Origin of the sequence: Paraburkholderia aspalathi, assembly GCF_900116445.1 — a bacterium.
Lineage (GTDB): Bacteria > Pseudomonadota > Gammaproteobacteria > Burkholderiales > Burkholderiaceae > Paraburkholderia > Paraburkholderia aspalathi.
Map to the genome: position 1 here is coordinate 232,035 of NZ_FPBH01000007.1, position 16,767 is coordinate 248,801.

A 16,767-nucleotide genomic window follows, 5' to 3' on the forward strand; every position below is an offset into this window, starting at 1 on the left:
GCGGGAGCACCGTCATGCTGGCTTACACGCTGCGCCGCACGCTCTGGGCGATCCCGACGATTCTCGCCGTGATCACCGCGTGCTATCTGCTGCTGCACCTCACCCCCGGCGGGCCGTTCGACACGGAGAAACACCTGTCGGCGGCCGTGCTCGCGAACCTCAACGCCAAGTACCACCTCGACGAACCGCTGTGGCTGCAGTACCTCCACTACCTCGGCTCGCTGCTGCATGGCGACCTCGGCCCGTCGTTCCGCTACGCCGACTGGAGCGTCAACGATCTCGTGTGGAAAGCGTTGCCGGTGAGTCTTGGCGTCGGCGGCGTATCGGTGCCGATCGCACTGGTGATCGGCGTCACGCTCGGCACGCTGGCCGCGGTGCGGCGTGACCGCTTCGTCGATCACTTCGTGATGGTGCTCGGCAATATCGGCAATGTGGTGCCGCCGTTCGTGCTCGGACCGGTGCTGGTGTGGATCTTCGCGATCCTGCTGAAGACTTCTGAAGGCCACGGCTGGTTGCCGGCCGGCGGCTGGGGCGAAGGCGAGTGGCGCTATCGCGTGCTGCCGATCGTGCTGCTCGTCATCATCAACGTCGCCGGGATCGCGCGCGTGATGCGCGGCAGCATGATCGAAGTGCTGTCGGGCAACTTCATCCGCACGGCGCGCGCCAAAGGCCTGCCGGGCCGCACGATCGTGTTGCGCCATGCGATGAAGCCCGCGCTGATGCCGGTCGTGTCGCTGCTCGGCTCGATCTGCATCTCGTCGATCACCGCGGCCGTGGTCACCGAATCGGTGTTCGCGCTGCCGGGTCTCGGCCAGTTGGTCGTCAACGGCGCGATCAATCGCGACTACACCCTCGTGCTCGGCCTCGTCGTGCTGACGACCGCCGTCGCCGTGTTGTTCAATCTGCTGGTCGACCTCGCGTATGCATGGCTCGATCCGCGTATCCGGTACTGATCCATGTCCCGCTCATTTCAAACGACTGCCGCGGCGCTCGATCCGCTCGCGGCCATTGCCAACGCGCCGCGTTCGCGCGGCCCGCTCGCCACCGCTGCCGCGCGCTTCGTGCGCAACCGCGCGGCGTTCACCGGCTTTGTCGTCCTGCTGCTGATCGTGATTGCCTGCGTGGCCGGTCCGTGGTTCCTGCCGAACAACCCGATCGATAGCGACTGGAGCGCAATCAGCCTCGCGCCCACGCTGCAAAACATGCACTGGTTCGGCACCGACGAACTCGGCCGCGATCTGCTCGCGCGCACGCTGCAGGGCGGGCGCGTGTCGCTCGAAGTCGGCCTGCTCGGCACACTGGTGTCGGGGCTGATCGGCGTGGCGTATGGCGCCACCGCCGGCTATCTGGGTGGCCGCGTCGACGCGGTGATGATGCGTATCGTCGACATGATGTACGCAATCCCCTACATGCTGATCGCCATCCTGATGATGACGCTGTTCGGCCGCGCGTTCTATCTGGTCGTGCTCACCATCAGCGCGTTCTCGTGGCTCGACATGGCGCGTGTGGTGCGCGGTCAGACGCTGTCGCTGCGCTCGCGCGAATTCATCGACGCCGCCCGTGCGATCGGCGTGAGTTCGCGTTCGATCATCGCCCGCCACATCGTGCCGAATCTGTTCGGCGTGGTGGTGGTCTACGCGAGCGTGACGGTGCCGAATATCGTGCTGACCGAATCGGTGCTGTCGTTCCTCGGCCTCGGGGTGCAGGAACCCATGACAAGCTGGGGCGTGCTGATCCAGGACGGCGCGCAGAAACTCGATTCGATGCCCTGGCTGCTGCTGTGCCCGGCCGTGATGCTGTGCATCACACTGTATTCCGTGAATTTCGTCGGCGATGGTCTGCGCGACGCGTTCGACCCGAAGGACCGCTGACATGCCGCTACTCGAAGTCAAAGACCTGAGCGTGCGCTTCACGCGCCGCGAGGGCGCACCCGTCGACGCGGTGCAGCGCGTATCGTTTTCGCTCGAAGCGGGCCGCACGCTTGGCATCGTCGGTGAATCGGGCTCGGGCAAAAGCCAGACGGTGATGGCGCTGCTCGGCCTGCTGGCCGGCAACGGCAAGGTGTCGGGCGCCGCGACCTATCGCGGCGAGAACCTGCTGACGATGAACGAGGCCGAGTTGAACAGGATTCGCGGCGACCGCATCGGCATGATCTTCCAGGACCCGATGACCTCGCTCAATCCGTTCCTGACAATCGAACGGCAGATGACCGAGACGCTGCAACTGCATCGCAAGATGTCGCGCCGCGAAGCGCGCCGCCGTGCGATCGAAACGCTCGAAACGGTGCGTATTCCCGATGCTGCGCGGCGCATCAATATGTATCCGCACGAGTTCTCCGGCGGCATGCGGCAACGCGTGATGATCGCGATGGCTCTCCTCTCCGAGCCGGAAATCCTGATCGCCGACGAGCCGACCACCGCGCTCGACGTGACCGTGCAGGCGCAAATCATCGAGCTGCTGCGCGAACTGAACCGCGAACGCCGCACCGCAATCATTCTGATCACGCACGACATGGGCGTCGTGGCCGGTTTGTGCGACGACGTGATGGTGATGTACGCCGGCCAAACCGTCGAGCAGGCGAATGCCGCCACGCTGTTCGCCGCCCCCACCCATCCGTACACGATCGGTCTTCTGAACGCGCTGCCGCGCCTCACCGACGACGATGACCGTCCGCTGCAAACCATTCCCGGCAACCCGCCCTTGCCCGGCGAAGTCGGCGAAGGCTGCGCATTCGCACCGCGCTGCACGTATTGCTCCGACCGCTGCCGCGAGTCGCGGCCTGCGCTCATCGCGTCGCCTACATCTGCTGATGCGTTGCGCGCGTGCCACCGCCCGGTGCATGAAATCATGGAGGTACAACACGTATGAACGCCACTTCCATTGCAAGCCAGGGCCAAAGTCCGGCAACGCTGTTGACGGTCGACAATCTCAAGGTGCAATTCGGCGTGCCGCGCGGCGGCTTTCCGTGGTCCGGCAAAGCGACGCTGCGCGCGGTGGACGGTGTGTCGTTCAGCGTGCGGCGCGGCGAAACCGTGGGACTCGTCGGCGAATCGGGTTGCGGAAAATCTACACTCGCGCGCGCGATCATCGGCCTCGCGCCGGTGGCGAGCGGCAGCGTGCGCTGGCTCGACAAGGAAACTGTCCTGACGGGCGCTCAGCGCGATACCTCGCGCTTGCGCCGCGACGTGCAGATGATTTTCCAGGACCCGCTCGCCTCGCTCGACCCGCGTATGACGATCGAACAGATCGTCTCCGAACCCTTGCGCACGCATGGCCAGGACATCGCCCGCGCAGACGTGCAACGGCGCGTTCTGACGATGCTCGAACGCGTCGGCCTCAACGCGCAGCATCTGCGCCGCTATCCGCATGAGTTTTCCGGCGGCCAGTGCCAGCGCGTCGGCATTGCACGCGCGTTGATCGGTGAACCGCAACTGGTGATCTGCGACGAGCCGGTGTCGGCGCTCGACGTTTCGATCCAGGCGCAAATCGTCAACCTGTTGCGCGATCTGCAGCGCGAATTGTCGTTGTCGCTACTGTTCGTCGCGCACGATCTCGCGGTCGTCAAGGCGATCAGCCACCGCGTGCTGGTGATGTATCTGGGACGTGTGATGGAGTTCGGCGACAAGCGCGACGTATATGGCACGCCGCGTCATCCGTACACGCGTGCGTTGCTGTCGGCCGTGCCGGTGCCCGATCCGGTGGTTGAACGCGCACGCCGTCATCTGCTGTTGCGTGGCGAGATTGCGTCGCCGCTCAGCCCACCCTCCGGCTGCGCGTTTCGCACGCGCTGCCCGGATGCGATCGAGGCCTGCGCCAACGAGATTCCGCAGGCTGTCACGCATGGCGCGAGCGCGACACGCGTCGCGTGCATTCGCGTGGGGGACGCCGCGTAGGACGTCTCCTCGAGGGATCGCTAAAGAACCAGGTCTGAAAACTTAAAACCGTATTCCCCGGCGCGGCGGGCCGTCGCGCCGATGGATTCGTTCGTCCTGCCATCAGCGGGACGAGCGATAAGCGTGGACTGGCTAACCGCCAGCCAAGGATTCACCAAAATAACAGAGACGTACACCATGAAAGATAGCCGAACAAAAAAGTGGTCAAAAAAAACCAATGCAGCCACCTTCTTTTACTGCGCATTCACGCTGCCCGCGCTGACCATCGGCGCGAGCGCCTACGCCGACGACGCGGTATTGGAGCCCACCTCCGATACAACGAAAACTCAAACACTCGCGCAAACGTTTCCGTCTCCTACGCAACGCTCGCAAGCAACGCCCTCGTCAGAAACTCCGCAAATTGCGCAAGCCACCACGTCCGGTAAGCGCAGAGCCGAACAGGGCGGCCAGGTGCGCAACGATCAACCCGACACGACTAACGCCGTCGTCAACGCGGAAGCCAATCAGACAGTCACGCCACCCACGCCCCTGTCGAGCCAGGCGGCGAGCAAAGGCTTTATCGCCGATAGTCATCTGAACCTGCAGTTCCGCAACTACTCCGACTACTTCCAGGCGCCCAACGCGATCTATCGTCACGCATGGGTTCAGGGCGCGCAAGCCAACTATGAGTCCGGCTTCACCCAAGGCCTGGTTGGCTTCGGTTTCGACGCGTCACTGTTCGCCGCGCTCAAGCTCGACGGCGGCAACGGCGCCGGCAACATGGTGCACGTCGGCAAGGACGGCGGCGGCTCGCAGCAGCTCGCGTGGGCTTACCCCGGCATGTATGACATCAAGGGACGCATTTCAGAAACGATCGTGAAGTACGGTCTGCAGACCGTCGCCAACCCGTTCCTCGAACCGCATGACAACCGCGCGCTGCCGCCGACTTTCCTCGGTGTCTCGTTGGTCAGCAACGATCTGGTTCACACCACGCTCGAAGCCGGCAGTTTCACCAAAGTCGATGCACGCGGCCACACGAACCTGACTAACCTGACCACCTCGTACGGCGGCACGCGCATCGACCGCCTGACCTACGTGGGCGGTACGTGGCACTACGCGAAGAACGGCGAAATGGCGCTGTACGTCGACCAGGCGGACGACGTCTGGCGTCAGTACTACGGCTCGGTCGCGCAATCGTTCGGCGACCCCACCACGATCAAGTGGAGCGGTCTCGCGAATATCTACTCGACGCACGACACCGGCGCATCACGCCAGGGGCATATCAACAGCAACGCGTACAGCCTGTCGGTTTCCGCACAGCACGGCCCGCATGCGCTGCTGCTCGGCTATCAGCAAGTGCTTGGCGACCAGTTCTTCGACTACGTCAACGAGACCAACGGTATCTACCTGACCAACTCGATGGACGTCGACTACAACGCGCCGCATGAGCAATCGCTGCAATTGCGCTATACGTTCGACGGCAAATACGCCGGTGTGCCGGGACTCAAGGCGATGTTCTGGGGCGAATATGGCTGGGGTGCGGATGCGTCGGCAGGTGCCGCGGACAATGCTTCGGCGTCGGCACCGCTGCATAACCTGTACTGGAAGAACGGCGAACCGGTGCACGGCCACCATCACGAGTTCGGCTTCATTCCGAGCTATACGCTGCAAAGCGGTCGCTTCAAGGACACCAAGGTCACGTTCATCGCGATGTGGCACAACGCCTCGCGCTATTACTCCGATGGCAACAACATGGAGTACCGGTTGGTGGTGAATGTGCCGGTGAAGGTGTTCTGACCCAATAGTCGCGAAAGAACGCCGGGACCGTGAAGGTCTGAGCAAACCGACTCGTCCGCAGTTGCTGCCGGCGTTGGCCGCGCTGAAGAGCGCGGCCAATCGAACTTTTTTCAGGTCACGCAGCGCGCCTCTTTCTACGGCGGACGACGAAAAAAATCACGATAAGCACGACGACTACCGCGCCTGCCGCCATGCCTCCTCGTGCAAGCGCGATAAGGTTGGACGAGGGACCGCCACTGCGAATCTCGGCAACGTCTTCCTCCGTGATTGTTGCATCGGTGCGTCCATACTGCTTCAGCACGTAGTTGCCCAGTAGCGCGATGTCCCGGTTGGTGAGCTGCATGGCATCGGTTGGCTTGCCGCCGAATCCCGGCATGAACGCTTGCCCAGCCGATGTCTTGCGATCCACACCATACAGAATGGCGGCAATCAGGTTGTTCGGATCGCGCGCGCCTGTCGCCGAGTTGTGGAAGAGGCTCGGGAAATAGCCATCCTTGCTGCCTTCACCATGAGCCGAGTGACAGGACGCACAACTGCCCTGGAATAACTCCGCACCGCTCGGGTTGGCCTCCCCGACCGTTTGAATGCCGTCGGCTCCGCGCAACGTACTCAATTCCGACGAAATCTTCCCCGCAGTAAAACGCGTGCCTGCATCGGCCGAATCACGAATAGCCGGAACGCTCTTGACGTAAGTGGCGATCGCGTCGATGTCCGCCATATCGAGGTACTGGAAACTGTGCTCGACGGCTTCACCCATGCTGCCCGCTGCCTGAGCCTTTCCCTGTACGCGCCCTGTATGCAGATACTGCGCGAGCTCCTCTTTCGTCCAGTTGCCAATGCCGCTAGCCGTATCGGACGTTATGTTGGGGGCATACCACGGCCCGACCTGCGCGCCGCCCAACTCACGGCTCATGTCCTCCTGCATCAGGAAGCCACGCGCGGTATGGCAGGTGCTGCAATGCGCAGGGCCTTGCACCAGATACGCTCCGCGGTTCCATTCCACCGATTGCTGCGGGTCCGGCGCATAGGGTTTCGGGTCGAGGAACAGCAGATTCCAGCCCTTCATCGATGCGCGTATGTTCATCGGAAACGGCAGACTCGTCGTTGGGCCCGGCTCGTCAACCGGCTTCACTTCGTGCATGAAGTACGCGTACAACGCCTGCGTGTCCACGTCCGTCAAGCGCGCATACGACGTGTACGGCATCGCGGGATAGAGGTTGGCACCATCGCGCCTGATACCCAGACGCAGCGCGCGGGAAAAGTCCTCTTCTGTGTACCGCCCTATCCCGCTGTCCATCGACGGCGTGATGTTCGTCGAATAGATCGTGCCCACCGGGGTGCTAATGGGCAACCCGCCGGCAAATGGCTTCTTGCCTGGCGCGGTGTGGCAGGCAACGCAATCCGAGGCCGTCGCCAGATACGCTCCGCGCTTGATTAATTCCGCCGTCTGATCCGGAGCGTCGGCGGCATGCGCACAGACAGCAACGAACATTCCGGCAAAGGCCGCCGATAGTCGGCCATGGCGAATACGGATGTTGCGCATGATTAGCCGTGTTTGAGTTGAGCGACGATCGCGTCGCCGGCCTTCAACGCCAGCGCCGCCATTGTGATCGTGCTGTTAACGCCGCCGCCGGTGGTCATTGCGGCGCCGCCCGGCAGGAAAAGGTTGTGGTGATCGTGTGCGCGACAATCCACGTCGACGACCGAAGTCGCAGGATCTGCGCCCATGATGCAGCCGCCCATGATGTGATCGCTGTTGAGAAACTCAGGCGATATGTCCACCTTGGTCGCGCCGAGCTCAGCCGCGAGCCGCTTCAGCAAGGGCACGGTGTATTCCTTCGCGCTGAGGCGAACGTAGTCGCTGACGTCGTAGTAGATGTTCGGCTTGTTGATGCCCAGCCAATCCTTCTTGCTCGACAAAGTCAGGCGGTTGTATGGCAAAGGAAGCGGTTCATGCTCGACAGTCAGCTTCGCCGTACAGGCGGAAAGCCGGCGAATCTCGGCGTCCAGTGCTTTTCCGACGAGTCCCTTCTTCAAGGCGGCGACACCACCGATCGCGCTACGCGCCGCGTTTTCCATGCGAAACATGGCGCCCGTATAACGGCTGCGGAACTCACCCTGCGTCGTGTTCAAAATACTGCTGCTCTGCACCGGCCCGACCCCGGTCCACAACGGCTCACTCAATTCGACTTCGGCGACCAGCTTGGGCTGATCCATCATGTTGCGGCCAACCTGATCGGAGCTATTCGCCACACCGTTCGGATTGCGCTCGTCTTTGGATAGCAGCAAGACCTTCGGCGTCTCGATCCCGTTGCACGCGATCACGAACACCTTGCCCGTGACCTTGTGCGACTGCTTGTCGGAATCAAAATAGTGCACGGCCTGCACCGCGTTCTTCTCGCCGGTTTCGACTTTATAGACGACAGCGTTGGCGAGGATGCGGCCGCCCTTCGACTCGATCCGGGGCAATGCAGTCGCCGCGTCGTATTTCGCTGCGATGGGACAGACGGGAAAGCAGTTGTTGTTGCCGCAGCATGGCGGGCGTCCTTGATACGACACGCCGCTGTTGCGTGCCTGAGGCGCCGGCAGATTCACGAGACCAAGTTTCGCAGCCACTTCGGTAAAGCGCTGCTCGCCAGGGCCGAACGGAATCGGGCCCATCGGATAGGGCCTCGAGCGCTTTGCGTTCGGCGGCCATTGCAGTGCAGGATCTGAAGGTCCGCACACGCCGATCGCGTACTCCGCACGCGTGTAGTACGGCTCGAGCACATCGTAGCTGAATGCCCAGTCACGACCGACGCCGTACAGGCTCTTCATGCGCATGTCTTCCGGTGTAATGCGCCAGCAAATGCCTGCCCAGTGCCAGGTCGCGCCGCCGGCGTAGCGCACATAACCTTGCATGTACGCACGTGCATTCGGACCTTCCAGTTGCAGGTATTCTTCCTGCTCATGCGGCGTGCGCGTCTCGAGATGCGGCGCCCACGGTCTGGGTGGATAAGGCGCGTCCCAATGCGTTCGAAGGTTCGGTGGAAGGTTGCGGTAATTTTCGACGATCCGCCAGCGGTCGACTCGAGGTCCAGCCTCCAGCATCAACACGGACAATCCCGCGTCCAGGGCCTGCTCGGCGATCAGGCAGCCCACCACCCCTGTGCCCACGACGACGAGATCGGCGCTGTCATCAGTTGCCATCTTGAAGTTTCCTTATATTCGACGCGTGAGCGAATCAGAATTTGGGCATGTCGGTGAGCGGCGGGGCGTCGGCATTCCACCCGTTCGGCCCGGACTTCGCATACGAAGGAATCGTCATGACGTCCCGTGTGGGTTGGTACATCAGCGCGTTCTCGTAGGCGAATACCTGAGCATCCGGCGCATCGACCGCCACGCCCATATACCAGGCGGAGATAATCGAAAGTGCTGTTTCCTTAAGCGGGCCTTCTGGCACGTCGGGGAAAAAGTCCTCCACGATTCGCGCGTCCTTCTTGCTCGCGATGGCGAGAAGGGCCGGCACGTCCTGGGCAAGTGTCGGTCGTAGGGTGGTTAGCGCAGCGACAATGCGCTTGCCGATCTCCGCATCAAGTTGGTGCGGGATGAGGAGCTTCGAGAGCTGCATGAACGGCGTATCGGCTTCGGGCAAGAGCGCCGGCAGCGCCGGACCTGCGGCGAGACTGCCGGCCAGAAGCGTGCCGCCAATGATTACCTTGCGGCGCGACAGGTTGAACATCGACGGAGAGTCGTCACGATCTCGAGCAGGCATATGCTGTCACCTCGCAGCCAGAGAAACTGCAATGGGTTGTTTGGAAGCACGGTTCTACGTCGCGAACAGGAGTAGCCGGCATCAGAAGGCGCCTCGATAGTGCGCCCTGCTGAAAGCGATGCCCGCTTCGGTTGTCGTTGCCGGCATTGATGCAGCCCTCAATTGTTGAGAATAGCTCTTGGGAGCAATCTAGCAAGCGAGATTCGATAGCGGTATTAGATGTTTATGTTGTATCCGCGTGACGCCGTCATGAAAGCGCCTTGGCAGAACATGACCGGAAGCCAAAAAAATCGAAGGGCGTCACGTTATGGCCAGACGTGACGCCCTTTGCGCTTTCAGCTTCAATTTCGGATTACCCCGCGATCCGCTCCGTAGTCATAGCTCGCGACAAACCATGCATCGGCCGACGCAGCGCGACGTCGAAGGGATTGGTTTGCGGGCCGATCGCATCTGCCTGGCGGCGCAGCAACTCGACCACCATCGGCAGACGATCGTCGCCTAGACGCGCCGCCAGCGTGCCCACGCTCAGCGCCGCCACTGCCACTCCGGTGCGATCCAGAATCGGCACCGCCACACCCGCCATGCCGTCGAGCACTCCGCTATTGCGACCCGCGTAACCGAGTTGGCGCACACGCTCGATCTCGGTGCGTAAATACACTTCGTCGAGCACGCCATAGCCGCGAATGCGCGGCACGTTAAAGCGAATGATCTCTTCGCGCTCCGCTTCCGGCAGGAACGCGAGAATCGCCAGACTCCCCTGTCCGACACCCAAGGCCACGCGCCCGCCAATATCGCCGGTGAACGAGCGAATCGGAAACGGCCCTTCGCAGATGTCGAGACACACCGCATCGAAGCTGCTTTTGACCAGCAGAAAAATCGTATCGCCAAGACTCGCGCACAACCGCAGCAACGCGGGACGGCACAGCGTGCGCATGCCGCTCGGATTGCCGGCCTGCGCGGCGAGCGCGAAGAAATCGACGCTCAGCCGATACAGCTTCGAATTTTCGTCCTGTTCGACGATGCCTTCCGCGATCAGCGCATGAAGAATGCGGTGCACCGTGCCTTGCGTGAGACCCACCGCCTTCGCGAGACGCGTGACGCGGCCGCCGTCGGGTTGCGCTTCGGATAACGCACGGATCACAGCAAAAGCGCGCTCCAGCATCCCCGGGCCGGGTGGACTGCCCGCATCGGCCAGTGCGGGATCGGCATCTCGTTGGGTGGCAGCATTCATCTCAGGTGCTCCGAATTATTTCATTGACCGGAACACTATAGAGGGAATTATCCGTGAATGGAATATTCCCGGCACGCCCGTTCCATTTGCACTTCATTCTGATTCATAGGGATTTTCCGGAGATCATGGAACGGAAGAGTTGATACCAGTCTTGCCGAATATATTCCGTTCATCGGAATTTTTTCTAAACTTATACCGGCAAACGGAATTTGAAATTGACGCCATGCAATTTGGCTGGATAGAGTCGGCTCCATCGAGGCAGTAGCCGATTGAACCGGTGTCGATCCATCCAAAGGCCAGATCATGTCGTTCCTCACACTCACGGACGTAGCGAAATCGTTCGGCGATCTGCAGGCAGTCGCCGACGTGAACCTGTCGGTTGAGAAAGGCGAGTTCGTTTCGCTGCTCGGACCGTCGGGTTGCGGCAAGACCACCACGCTGCAGATGATCGCGGGCTTCGTTGAAACGACGCGCGGCCGCATCACGCTCGACGGCCGCGACATCACGCATATGAAGCCGAACAAGCGCGGCCTTGGCATCGTGTTCCAAAGCTACGCGCTGTTTCCCCATATGAGCGTCGCGGACAACGTCGGCTTCGGTCTGGAAATGCGCAACATCGACAAGGCCGAACGCAAGGAACGTGTGCGCGAAGCGCTGGCACTGGTGCGGCTCGATACGCTCGCGCACCGCTTTCCGCGCGAGTTGTCCGGCGGTCAGCGGCAGCGTGTGGCGATTGCCCGCGCGATCGTGATCGCGCCGCCCGTGCTGCTGCTCGACGAACCGATGTCGAACCTCGACGCCAAGCTGCGCGAAGACATGCAGTTCGAACTGCGCGCCATTCAACGCAAGATCGGCACGACCACCATCATGGTCACGCACGACCAGTCGGAAGCGCTGTCGATCAGCGACCGCGTAGTGGTAATGGAAGCCGGCCGCATTACGCAGATCGACACGCCGTACGAAGCGTACGAACGGCCTGAGAACAGATTCGTCTCGCAGTTCATCGGCAAGGCGAACATGCTGCCTGGCACCGTGGTGTCGCGCGACGGCGACGCGATCCGCATCGACCTTGGACATGACCTCGCGGAGACCGGCCACACCGCGCAACTGCCCGCGCGCGAACGCGTGATCGGCGTCGGCGACGCGGTCACGTTGTGCATTCGTCCGGAAAAACTGCGCCTGTGCGCGCCGAATGCGGGACGTCTGGCGGCCACCGTGACGAGCCGCTTCTTCCTCGGCAGTCAATGGTTGTACCGCGTGGACAGCCGGCTCGGCGAAGTGCTGGTGTGCTGCCAGAACGAAGGCACCGAGCCGCTGCCGGAAGGCACGGCGGTCGGCGTCGACTGGAATAGCGAGGCGATCCGCTTCATTCAACGGGATGCGCATCATGGCTAGTACGCTGCCCGCTTCGAACGACGACAGCGTGAAGACCGGCAACGCGCGCCGCGCCCCGTGGCACGCATTCCTGCCCTTATGGCTGATGTGCGCGCCGGCTTTCCTGTTGTTTGCGACGCTGGTGCTGGTGCCGCTCGTCATGACGCTGGTGCTGACCTTCTACCGCTTCGATCCAGCGAGCGGCCCGCTCGCCGCGTTCCAGTTCTGCAATTACGCGGAAGTGCTGCAATCGTCGTATTTCCATACGATCTTCCTGCGCACCTTCGGCATCGCCTTTCTGACCACCCTGCTGTGCGTCGTGATCGGTACGCCCGAAGCCTACGTCCTGTCGCGCATGCGCGATCCGTATCGCTCGATGTTCCTGCTGATCATTCTCGCGCCGCTGCTGGTTTCGGTCGTGGTGCGCGCGTTCGGCTGGAGCATGCTGCTCAATAGCAATGGTCTCGTGAATCAGGCGTTCGGTCTTGTCGGGCTTGGACCGTACAAGCTTGAATACACCACTTTCGCAATCGTCATCGCACTGGTGCACGTCATGCTGCCGTTCATGGTGATTCCGGTGTGGACCGCGTTGCAGAAACTCGACCCGCAAACGGAAAATGCCGCGCTTTCGCTGATGGCGTCGCCCGCCACGACCTTGCGCCGCATCGTGTTGCCGCAACTCACGCCGGGCATCCTGTCGGGCAGCCTGATGGTGTTCGGCCTGTCGGCGAGCGCGTTCGCGATTCCCGGCCTGCTCGGCGGACGGCGCCTGAAAGTGGCCGCCACCGCCGTCTATGACGAATTCCTCGGTTCGCTCAACTGGCCGCTCGGCGCGACTATCGCGCTCCTGTTGCTGGTCGCGAATCTGATCGTGATGCTCACTTACTACCGGGTTCTGGAACGCAAGTACACCAGAAGCCTCGGCTGAACCTCGCGAGATCATCATGAGAAAAAACGGCCCGATTGCGCTGATTTTCCACACGCTCGTCATCGCGTTCGTGCTCGCGCCGCTCGTGATCGTCGTGCTGGTCGCCTTCACGCCCGATGAAACGCTCACGCTGCCCACACACGGCGTATCGCTGCGCTGGTTCCGCGCGATCCTCAACTACCCGGACTTTATCTCGGCGTTCTTCAACAGCCTGAAACTGGCGTTCGCCTCAGCGACGTTGTCTTTGATCGTCGCTCTGCCAGCCGCGTTGGCCATCGGTCGTGCGCGCTTTCCGGGCCGTGGTTTTCTTAATGGCTTATTGCTGTCGCCGTTGGTGATTCCCGGCCTCGTGCTTGGCATCGCACTGCTGCGCTTCTTCGCGCTGATCGGCGCGACCGGTTCGTTCGCGTGGCTCGTGCTCGCGCACATGATTATCATCACGCCGTTCGTGATGCGGCTCGTGCTGGCTTCGGTCAGCGGTCTCGACCGCAGCGTCGAACATGCCGCGCACTCGCTCGGCGCCGACGCATGGACCACGTTTCGCCGCATCACCTTCCCAATGATTCTGCCGGGCATTACCGGCGGCTGGTTGCTCGCGTTCATCAACAGTTTCGACGAATTGACCATGTCGATCTTCGTCACCTCGCCGCAAACCGTCACGCTGCCGGTACGTATGTATATGTACGCGACCGAATCGATCGACCCGATGATGGCCTCCGTTTCCGCGCTGGTGATCTTCATTACGGCCGGCGCGATGCTGCTGCTCGATCGCGTGTACGGGCTCAACCGGATTCTGATCGGCCAGCACTGATGTCTTCTACTGCTCTCTCTAACATGCCGTCGAATTTGCCGTCCTCCGAATCCGCCGTGCCGAAACGCGATGCGCAATTCGTTCGCGTTGCGGAGACGCAGCGTGAACCGCTTAGCTTTTTTATCGATGGCCATGAAGTCACTGCGTTGCAGGGCGATACGCTGCTTACCGCCGTGCTGATGCAACAACGTCGCGTGCGCGAAAGCGAATTCAGCGGCGCGCCGCGCGCCGGATTCTGCCTGATCGGCGCTTGCCAGGATTGCTGGATGCGGACCGAAGAGGGTCTGCGTTTGCGCGCGTGCTCGACGCTGGTGACGCAGGGTATGCAGGTGGTTACTCGGCTCGCTGAGGTTACTTTCGTTGCCGGTCCTGCTTCCGCTGCCAGCTCCGTCGTGACGGCAAACGGAGAAACGCAATGAGCAACGAACACCGTGTGGTGATCGTCGGCGCGGGACCGGCGGGCGTGCGCGCCGCCGAGACACTCGTTGCAGCGGGCGTCAAGCCCATCGTGCTGGACGAAAACGCTCGCTGGGGCGGACAGATTTATCGTCAACCACCCGAGAGCGGCGCGTTTCAGCGCTCGAAGAAAGCGCTCTATGGCTTTGAAGCGCACAAAGCCGACGCGCTACATACGACGATGGCCTCGCTGCTTCCGCATCTCGACTATCGCCCCGACACACTGGCCTGGGCTTGTGCACCAGGTCGCCTCGATACGTTGCACGCAGGACGCGAAATCAGCGTGCCGTTTTCGCATCTGATCATCGCAAGCGGCGCCACCGATCGCGTGCTGCCAGTGCCGGGCTGGACACTGCCAGGCGTCTATACGTTGGGCGCGGCACAGGTCGCTTTGAAGGCGCAAGGCTGTGCGATCGGCCAGCGCGTAGTGCTCGCAGGTACAGGACCGCTGCTCTATCTCGTGGCCTATCAGTACGTGAAAGCCGGTGCACAGGTGGTGGCCGTACTCGACACGAGTCCCCTATCGCAGCAGATTGCCGCGGCGCCAAAACTCGCGTGGCAACCTGCTACGTTCGCCAAAGGGCTGTACTACGTCGGCTGGCTAAAGATGCACGGCGTGCGGATCGAACGCGATGTGAACCTGATCGGCATTCGTGGCGACCAAGGCGTGAGTGCGATTGAATGGCGCTCTTCAACCGTTGGCTCGAAGACCGAAACCCTCGCATGCGACGCCGTCGGCATCAGCTTCGGCCTCAAGCCTGAAACCCAACTCGCCGATCTTGCCGGGTGCCGCTTCCGCTTCGATACGCACAACCGTTGCTGGCTACCCGAACTCGACCCGGCCGGCCGCAGCACCGTGCGAGGCATCTATCTGGCTGGCGACGGTGCGGGCATCGCGGGCGCCGACGCTGCCGAACTCGCCGGGCGTCGCACGGCATTGGCGCTACTCGACGACCTCGGCATCGCGCATCCACGTGGTCCCGGCATGCGCGACGCAGCGGCCCTCGACCGCAGCCTGCAACGTATCGCTGTGTTTCGCCAAGGTATCGAAGCGGCATTTGCACCACCGGCAAAATGCGCAGCCCAATGGCCCGACGACATGACCGTGTGCCGCTGCGAAGAAATCGATGCAGGCACCTTGCGGCGCTGCATCCGTGGTGGCGAAGCGAACGAGATCAATCGACTGAAAGCGCTCACGCGTGTCGGCATGGGCCGTTGCCAGGGACGCATGTGCGGCGAAGCGGCATTGACGCTGCTGGCGGAAGAAACCGGCAAACCACTCGAAGACGTAGGCCGCTTGCGTAGCCAGCCACCTGTCAAACCGATTCCGCTATCGCCCGCTATGTATGCCGACGATGTGACCGAGATTCCCGAAGAGGCGCGCGATGAGTGACACCCTGCACTACGACGTGGCGATTGCGGGCGGCGGACTGGTCGGCTCATCGGCAGCGTTGGCGCTCGCGCGACGCGGCTTGCGCGTGGGCCTGTTCGAGCGGCGCTATTGCGGCGCGCAGGCAAGCGGCGTGAACTACGGCGGCGTGCGCGTCCAGGGACGACCGGCCGAACAGATGCCGCTCGCCATGCGTGCACGGCGCATCTGGGACGGCTTGCCGGAGCTGATCGGCATCGACGGAGAATTCACCGTGTCAGGACATTTGCGGCTCGCGCGCAGCGAAGCCGATCTTGCCGCGCTCGAAGCATGGGCGGACATGGCGCGCGGCCACGGACTGCAAGCGCAGGTCATCAGCGGCGCCACGTTCCGGCAACGTTATCCGTGGCTGGGCGCGGCAGCCGTCGGCGGCTCGCTTTGTGCGACCGATGGCCATGCGAATCCGCGTCTGGTCTCACCCGCGTTCGCACGTGCCGCGCGCGCCGCAGGCGCGGACGTGCGCGAGCAAACCGAACTGACCGATATCCATCACGACGGCACACGCTTCCAGTTACGTGCCGGCGACACGCGCATCAGCGCCGACTGGCTGATCAATTCCGCCGGCGCATGGGCGAATACGGTTGCCGGGTACTTCGGCGAAACCGCACCGATGAAACCGATCTACCCGAACATGTGGGTTACCGAGCCGCTGCCGCATTTCATCACGCACAACCTCGGCGTGTACGGCGGCGGCATCTACGCACGGCAAGTGGCGCGCGGCAATTGCGTGATCGGCGGCGGCCGCGGACATGGCGACGGCGAATACGGTCAACCGTCGACGGAAACCACCCGCGCCGTGATGCGCGATGCGTGCGCCCTGCTGCCGCCGCTACGCGAGGCGCTGCTGATCCGCACATGGAGTGGCGTGGAAGGCGAGACGCCCGACAGCAATCCGATCATCGGTGCGAGCCGCACGGTACCGCGTTTGCTGCATGCATTCGGCTTTTCGGGCGGCGGGTTTTTGCTGGCGCCAGGGGTCGGCGAAATACTCGCGGATCTCGTGATCGACGGCGCCACGGCCACACCGCTCGACGCTTTTTCGATCAATCGCTTCGCTGCTGTTGCTGCGCCATCCGTCGCCTAGTTATCGCTTATTGCTTACCGCTTACCGCTTT

Annotated in this window: 15 protein-coding genes; 11 read left to right on the forward strand and 4 right to left on the reverse strand. The window is 62.4% G+C overall.

Translation table 11 applies throughout. The annotated features are described in order from the left end of the window. The first annotated feature begins 14 nt into the window (after positions 1-14). The 5 genes from BM438_RS14145 (at position 15) to BM438_RS14165 (ending at position 5,669) form a co-directional block, all read left to right on the forward strand. Positions 15-953, forward strand: coding sequence for an ABC transporter permease subunit (locus tag BM438_RS14145; protein ID WP_093634849.1), 939 nt, complete (start codon positions 15-17; stop codon positions 951-953). 3 nt (positions 954-956) lie between these two features. After that, on the forward strand, positions 957-1,871 hold the full coding sequence (locus BM438_RS14150; protein WP_093634850.1) for an ABC transporter permease: 915 nt from the start codon (positions 957-959) through the stop codon (positions 1,869-1,871). A 1-nt stretch (position 1,872) separates the two neighbouring features. Next, positions 1,873-2,868, forward strand: a complete 996-nt coding sequence (locus BM438_RS14155; RefSeq protein WP_093634851.1) for an ABC transporter ATP-binding protein — start codon at positions 1,873-1,875, stop codon at positions 2,866-2,868. Continuing rightward, positions 2,865-3,893, forward strand: a complete 1,029-nt coding sequence (locus tag BM438_RS14160) for an ABC transporter ATP-binding protein (RefSeq protein WP_093634852.1) — start codon at positions 2,865-2,867, stop codon at positions 3,891-3,893. Before BM438_RS14155 ends, BM438_RS14160 begins: the two co-directional genes overlap by 4 nt. Positions 3,894-4,070: 177 nt before the next feature. Beyond that, positions 4,071-5,669 carry an OprD family outer membrane porin gene (locus tag BM438_RS14165; protein WP_093634853.1) on the forward strand — a complete coding sequence of 533 codons (1,599 nt, stop codon included), beginning with the start codon at positions 4,071-4,073 and terminating at the stop codon, positions 5,667-5,669. Between the two features lie 115 nt (positions 5,670-5,784). Here the strand turns inward: BM438_RS14165 and BM438_RS14170 are convergent, their stop codons facing one another. From BM438_RS14170 to BM438_RS14185, 4 genes are all read right to left on the reverse strand, one after another. Continuing rightward, positions 5,785-7,212, reverse strand: coding sequence for a cytochrome c (locus BM438_RS14170; protein ID WP_208620656.1), 1,428 nt, complete (start codon positions 7,210-7,212; stop codon positions 5,785-5,787). A gap of 2 nt (positions 7,213-7,214) precedes the next feature. Further along, positions 7,215-8,858 (reverse strand): GMC family oxidoreductase, encoded by a 1,644-nt coding sequence (locus BM438_RS14175; protein WP_093634854.1) that lies wholly within the window; start codon positions 8,856-8,858, stop codon positions 7,215-7,217. 34 nt (positions 8,859-8,892) lie between these two features. After that, positions 8,893-9,390 (reverse strand): sorbitol dehydrogenase family protein, encoded by a 498-nt coding sequence (locus BM438_RS14180; protein WP_208620657.1) that lies wholly within the window; start codon positions 9,388-9,390, stop codon positions 8,893-8,895. 385 nt (positions 9,391-9,775) lie between these two features. Continuing rightward, the gene (locus BM438_RS14185; protein WP_093634856.1) at positions 9,776-10,654 is read right to left on the reverse strand and encodes an IclR family transcriptional regulator; all 879 of its coding nucleotides are present in this window, start codon (positions 10,652-10,654) and stop codon (positions 9,776-9,778) included. 303 nt (positions 10,655-10,957) lie between these two features. On the opposite strand from BM438_RS14185, the gene BM438_RS14190 reads away from it, so the two are divergent. From BM438_RS14190 to BM438_RS14215, 6 genes are read left to right on the forward strand one after another with little or no spacing between them, the layout of a single operon-like run. Beyond that, on the forward strand, positions 10,958-12,049 hold the full coding sequence (locus BM438_RS14190; RefSeq protein ID WP_093634857.1) for an ABC transporter ATP-binding protein: 1,092 nt from the start codon (positions 10,958-10,960) through the stop codon (positions 12,047-12,049). Then, complete coding sequence (locus BM438_RS14195) at positions 12,042-12,956, forward strand: ABC transporter permease (protein ID WP_093634928.1); 915 nt, start codon at positions 12,042-12,044, stop codon at positions 12,954-12,956. Before BM438_RS14190 ends, BM438_RS14195 begins: the two co-directional genes overlap by 8 nt. 16 nt (positions 12,957-12,972) lie before the next feature. Further along, complete coding sequence (locus BM438_RS14200) at positions 12,973-13,767, forward strand: ABC transporter permease (protein WP_054040373.1); 795 nt, start codon at positions 12,973-12,975, stop codon at positions 13,765-13,767. Further along, on the forward strand, positions 13,767-14,186 hold the full coding sequence (locus tag BM438_RS14205) for a (2Fe-2S)-binding protein (protein ID WP_425270736.1): 420 nt from the start codon (positions 13,767-13,769) through the stop codon (positions 14,184-14,186). The genes BM438_RS14200 and BM438_RS14205 overlap by 1 nt, the downstream gene beginning before the upstream one ends. Continuing rightward, positions 14,183-15,616, forward strand: a complete 1,434-nt coding sequence (locus BM438_RS14210) for an FAD/NAD(P)-dependent oxidoreductase (protein WP_093634859.1) — start codon at positions 14,183-14,185, stop codon at positions 15,614-15,616. Before BM438_RS14205 ends, BM438_RS14210 begins: the two co-directional genes overlap by 4 nt. Further along, positions 15,609-16,736 (forward strand): NAD(P)/FAD-dependent oxidoreductase, encoded by a 1,128-nt coding sequence (locus BM438_RS14215; RefSeq protein WP_093634860.1) that lies wholly within the window; start codon positions 15,609-15,611, stop codon positions 16,734-16,736. The genes BM438_RS14210 and BM438_RS14215 overlap by 8 nt, the downstream gene beginning before the upstream one ends. Positions 16,737-16,767 lie beyond the last annotated feature (31 nt).

Bases quoted from the DNA above. Each gene is read 5' to 3' on its own strand.
- BM438_RS14145 (WP_093634849.1), top strand. From the start codon at position 15: ATGCTGGCTTACACGCTGCGCCGCACGCTCTGGGCGATCCCGACGATT.
- BM438_RS14150 (WP_093634850.1), top strand. From the start codon at position 957: ATGTCCCGCTCATTTCAAACGACTGCCGCGGCGCTCGATCCGCTCGCG.
- BM438_RS14155 (WP_093634851.1), top strand. From the start codon at position 1,873: ATGCCGCTACTCGAAGTCAAAGACCTGAGCGTGCGCTTCACGCGCCGC.
- BM438_RS14160 (WP_093634852.1), top strand. From the start codon at position 2,865: ATGAACGCCACTTCCATTGCAAGCCAGGGCCAAAGTCCGGCAACGCTG.
- BM438_RS14165 (WP_093634853.1), top strand. From the start codon at position 4,071: ATGAAAGATAGCCGAACAAAAAAGTGGTCAAAAAAAACCAATGCAGCC.
- BM438_RS14170 (WP_208620656.1), bottom strand. From the start codon at position 7,212: ATGCGCAACATCCGTATTCGCCATGGCCGACTATCGGCGGCCTTTGCC.
- BM438_RS14175 (WP_093634854.1), bottom strand. From the start codon at position 8,858: ATGGCAACTGATGACAGCGCCGATCTCGTCGTCGTGGGCACAGGGGTG.
- BM438_RS14180 (WP_208620657.1), bottom strand. From the start codon at position 9,390: ATGTTCAACCTGTCGCGCCGCAAGGTAATCATTGGCGGCACGCTTCTG.
- BM438_RS14185 (WP_093634856.1), bottom strand. From the start codon at position 10,654: ATGAATGCTGCCACCCAACGAGATGCCGATCCCGCACTGGCCGATGCG.
- BM438_RS14190 (WP_093634857.1), top strand. From the start codon at position 10,958: ATGTCGTTCCTCACACTCACGGACGTAGCGAAATCGTTCGGCGATCTG.
- BM438_RS14195 (WP_093634928.1), top strand. From the start codon at position 12,042: ATGGCTAGTACGCTGCCCGCTTCGAACGACGACAGCGTGAAGACCGGC.
- BM438_RS14200 (WP_054040373.1), top strand. From the start codon at position 12,973: ATGAGAAAAAACGGCCCGATTGCGCTGATTTTCCACACGCTCGTCATC.
- BM438_RS14205 (WP_425270736.1), top strand. From the start codon at position 13,767: ATGTCTTCTACTGCTCTCTCTAACATGCCGTCGAATTTGCCGTCCTCC.
- BM438_RS14210 (WP_093634859.1), top strand. From the start codon at position 14,183: ATGAGCAACGAACACCGTGTGGTGATCGTCGGCGCGGGACCGGCGGGC.
- BM438_RS14215 (WP_093634860.1), top strand. From the start codon at position 15,609: ATGAGTGACACCCTGCACTACGACGTGGCGATTGCGGGCGGCGGACTG.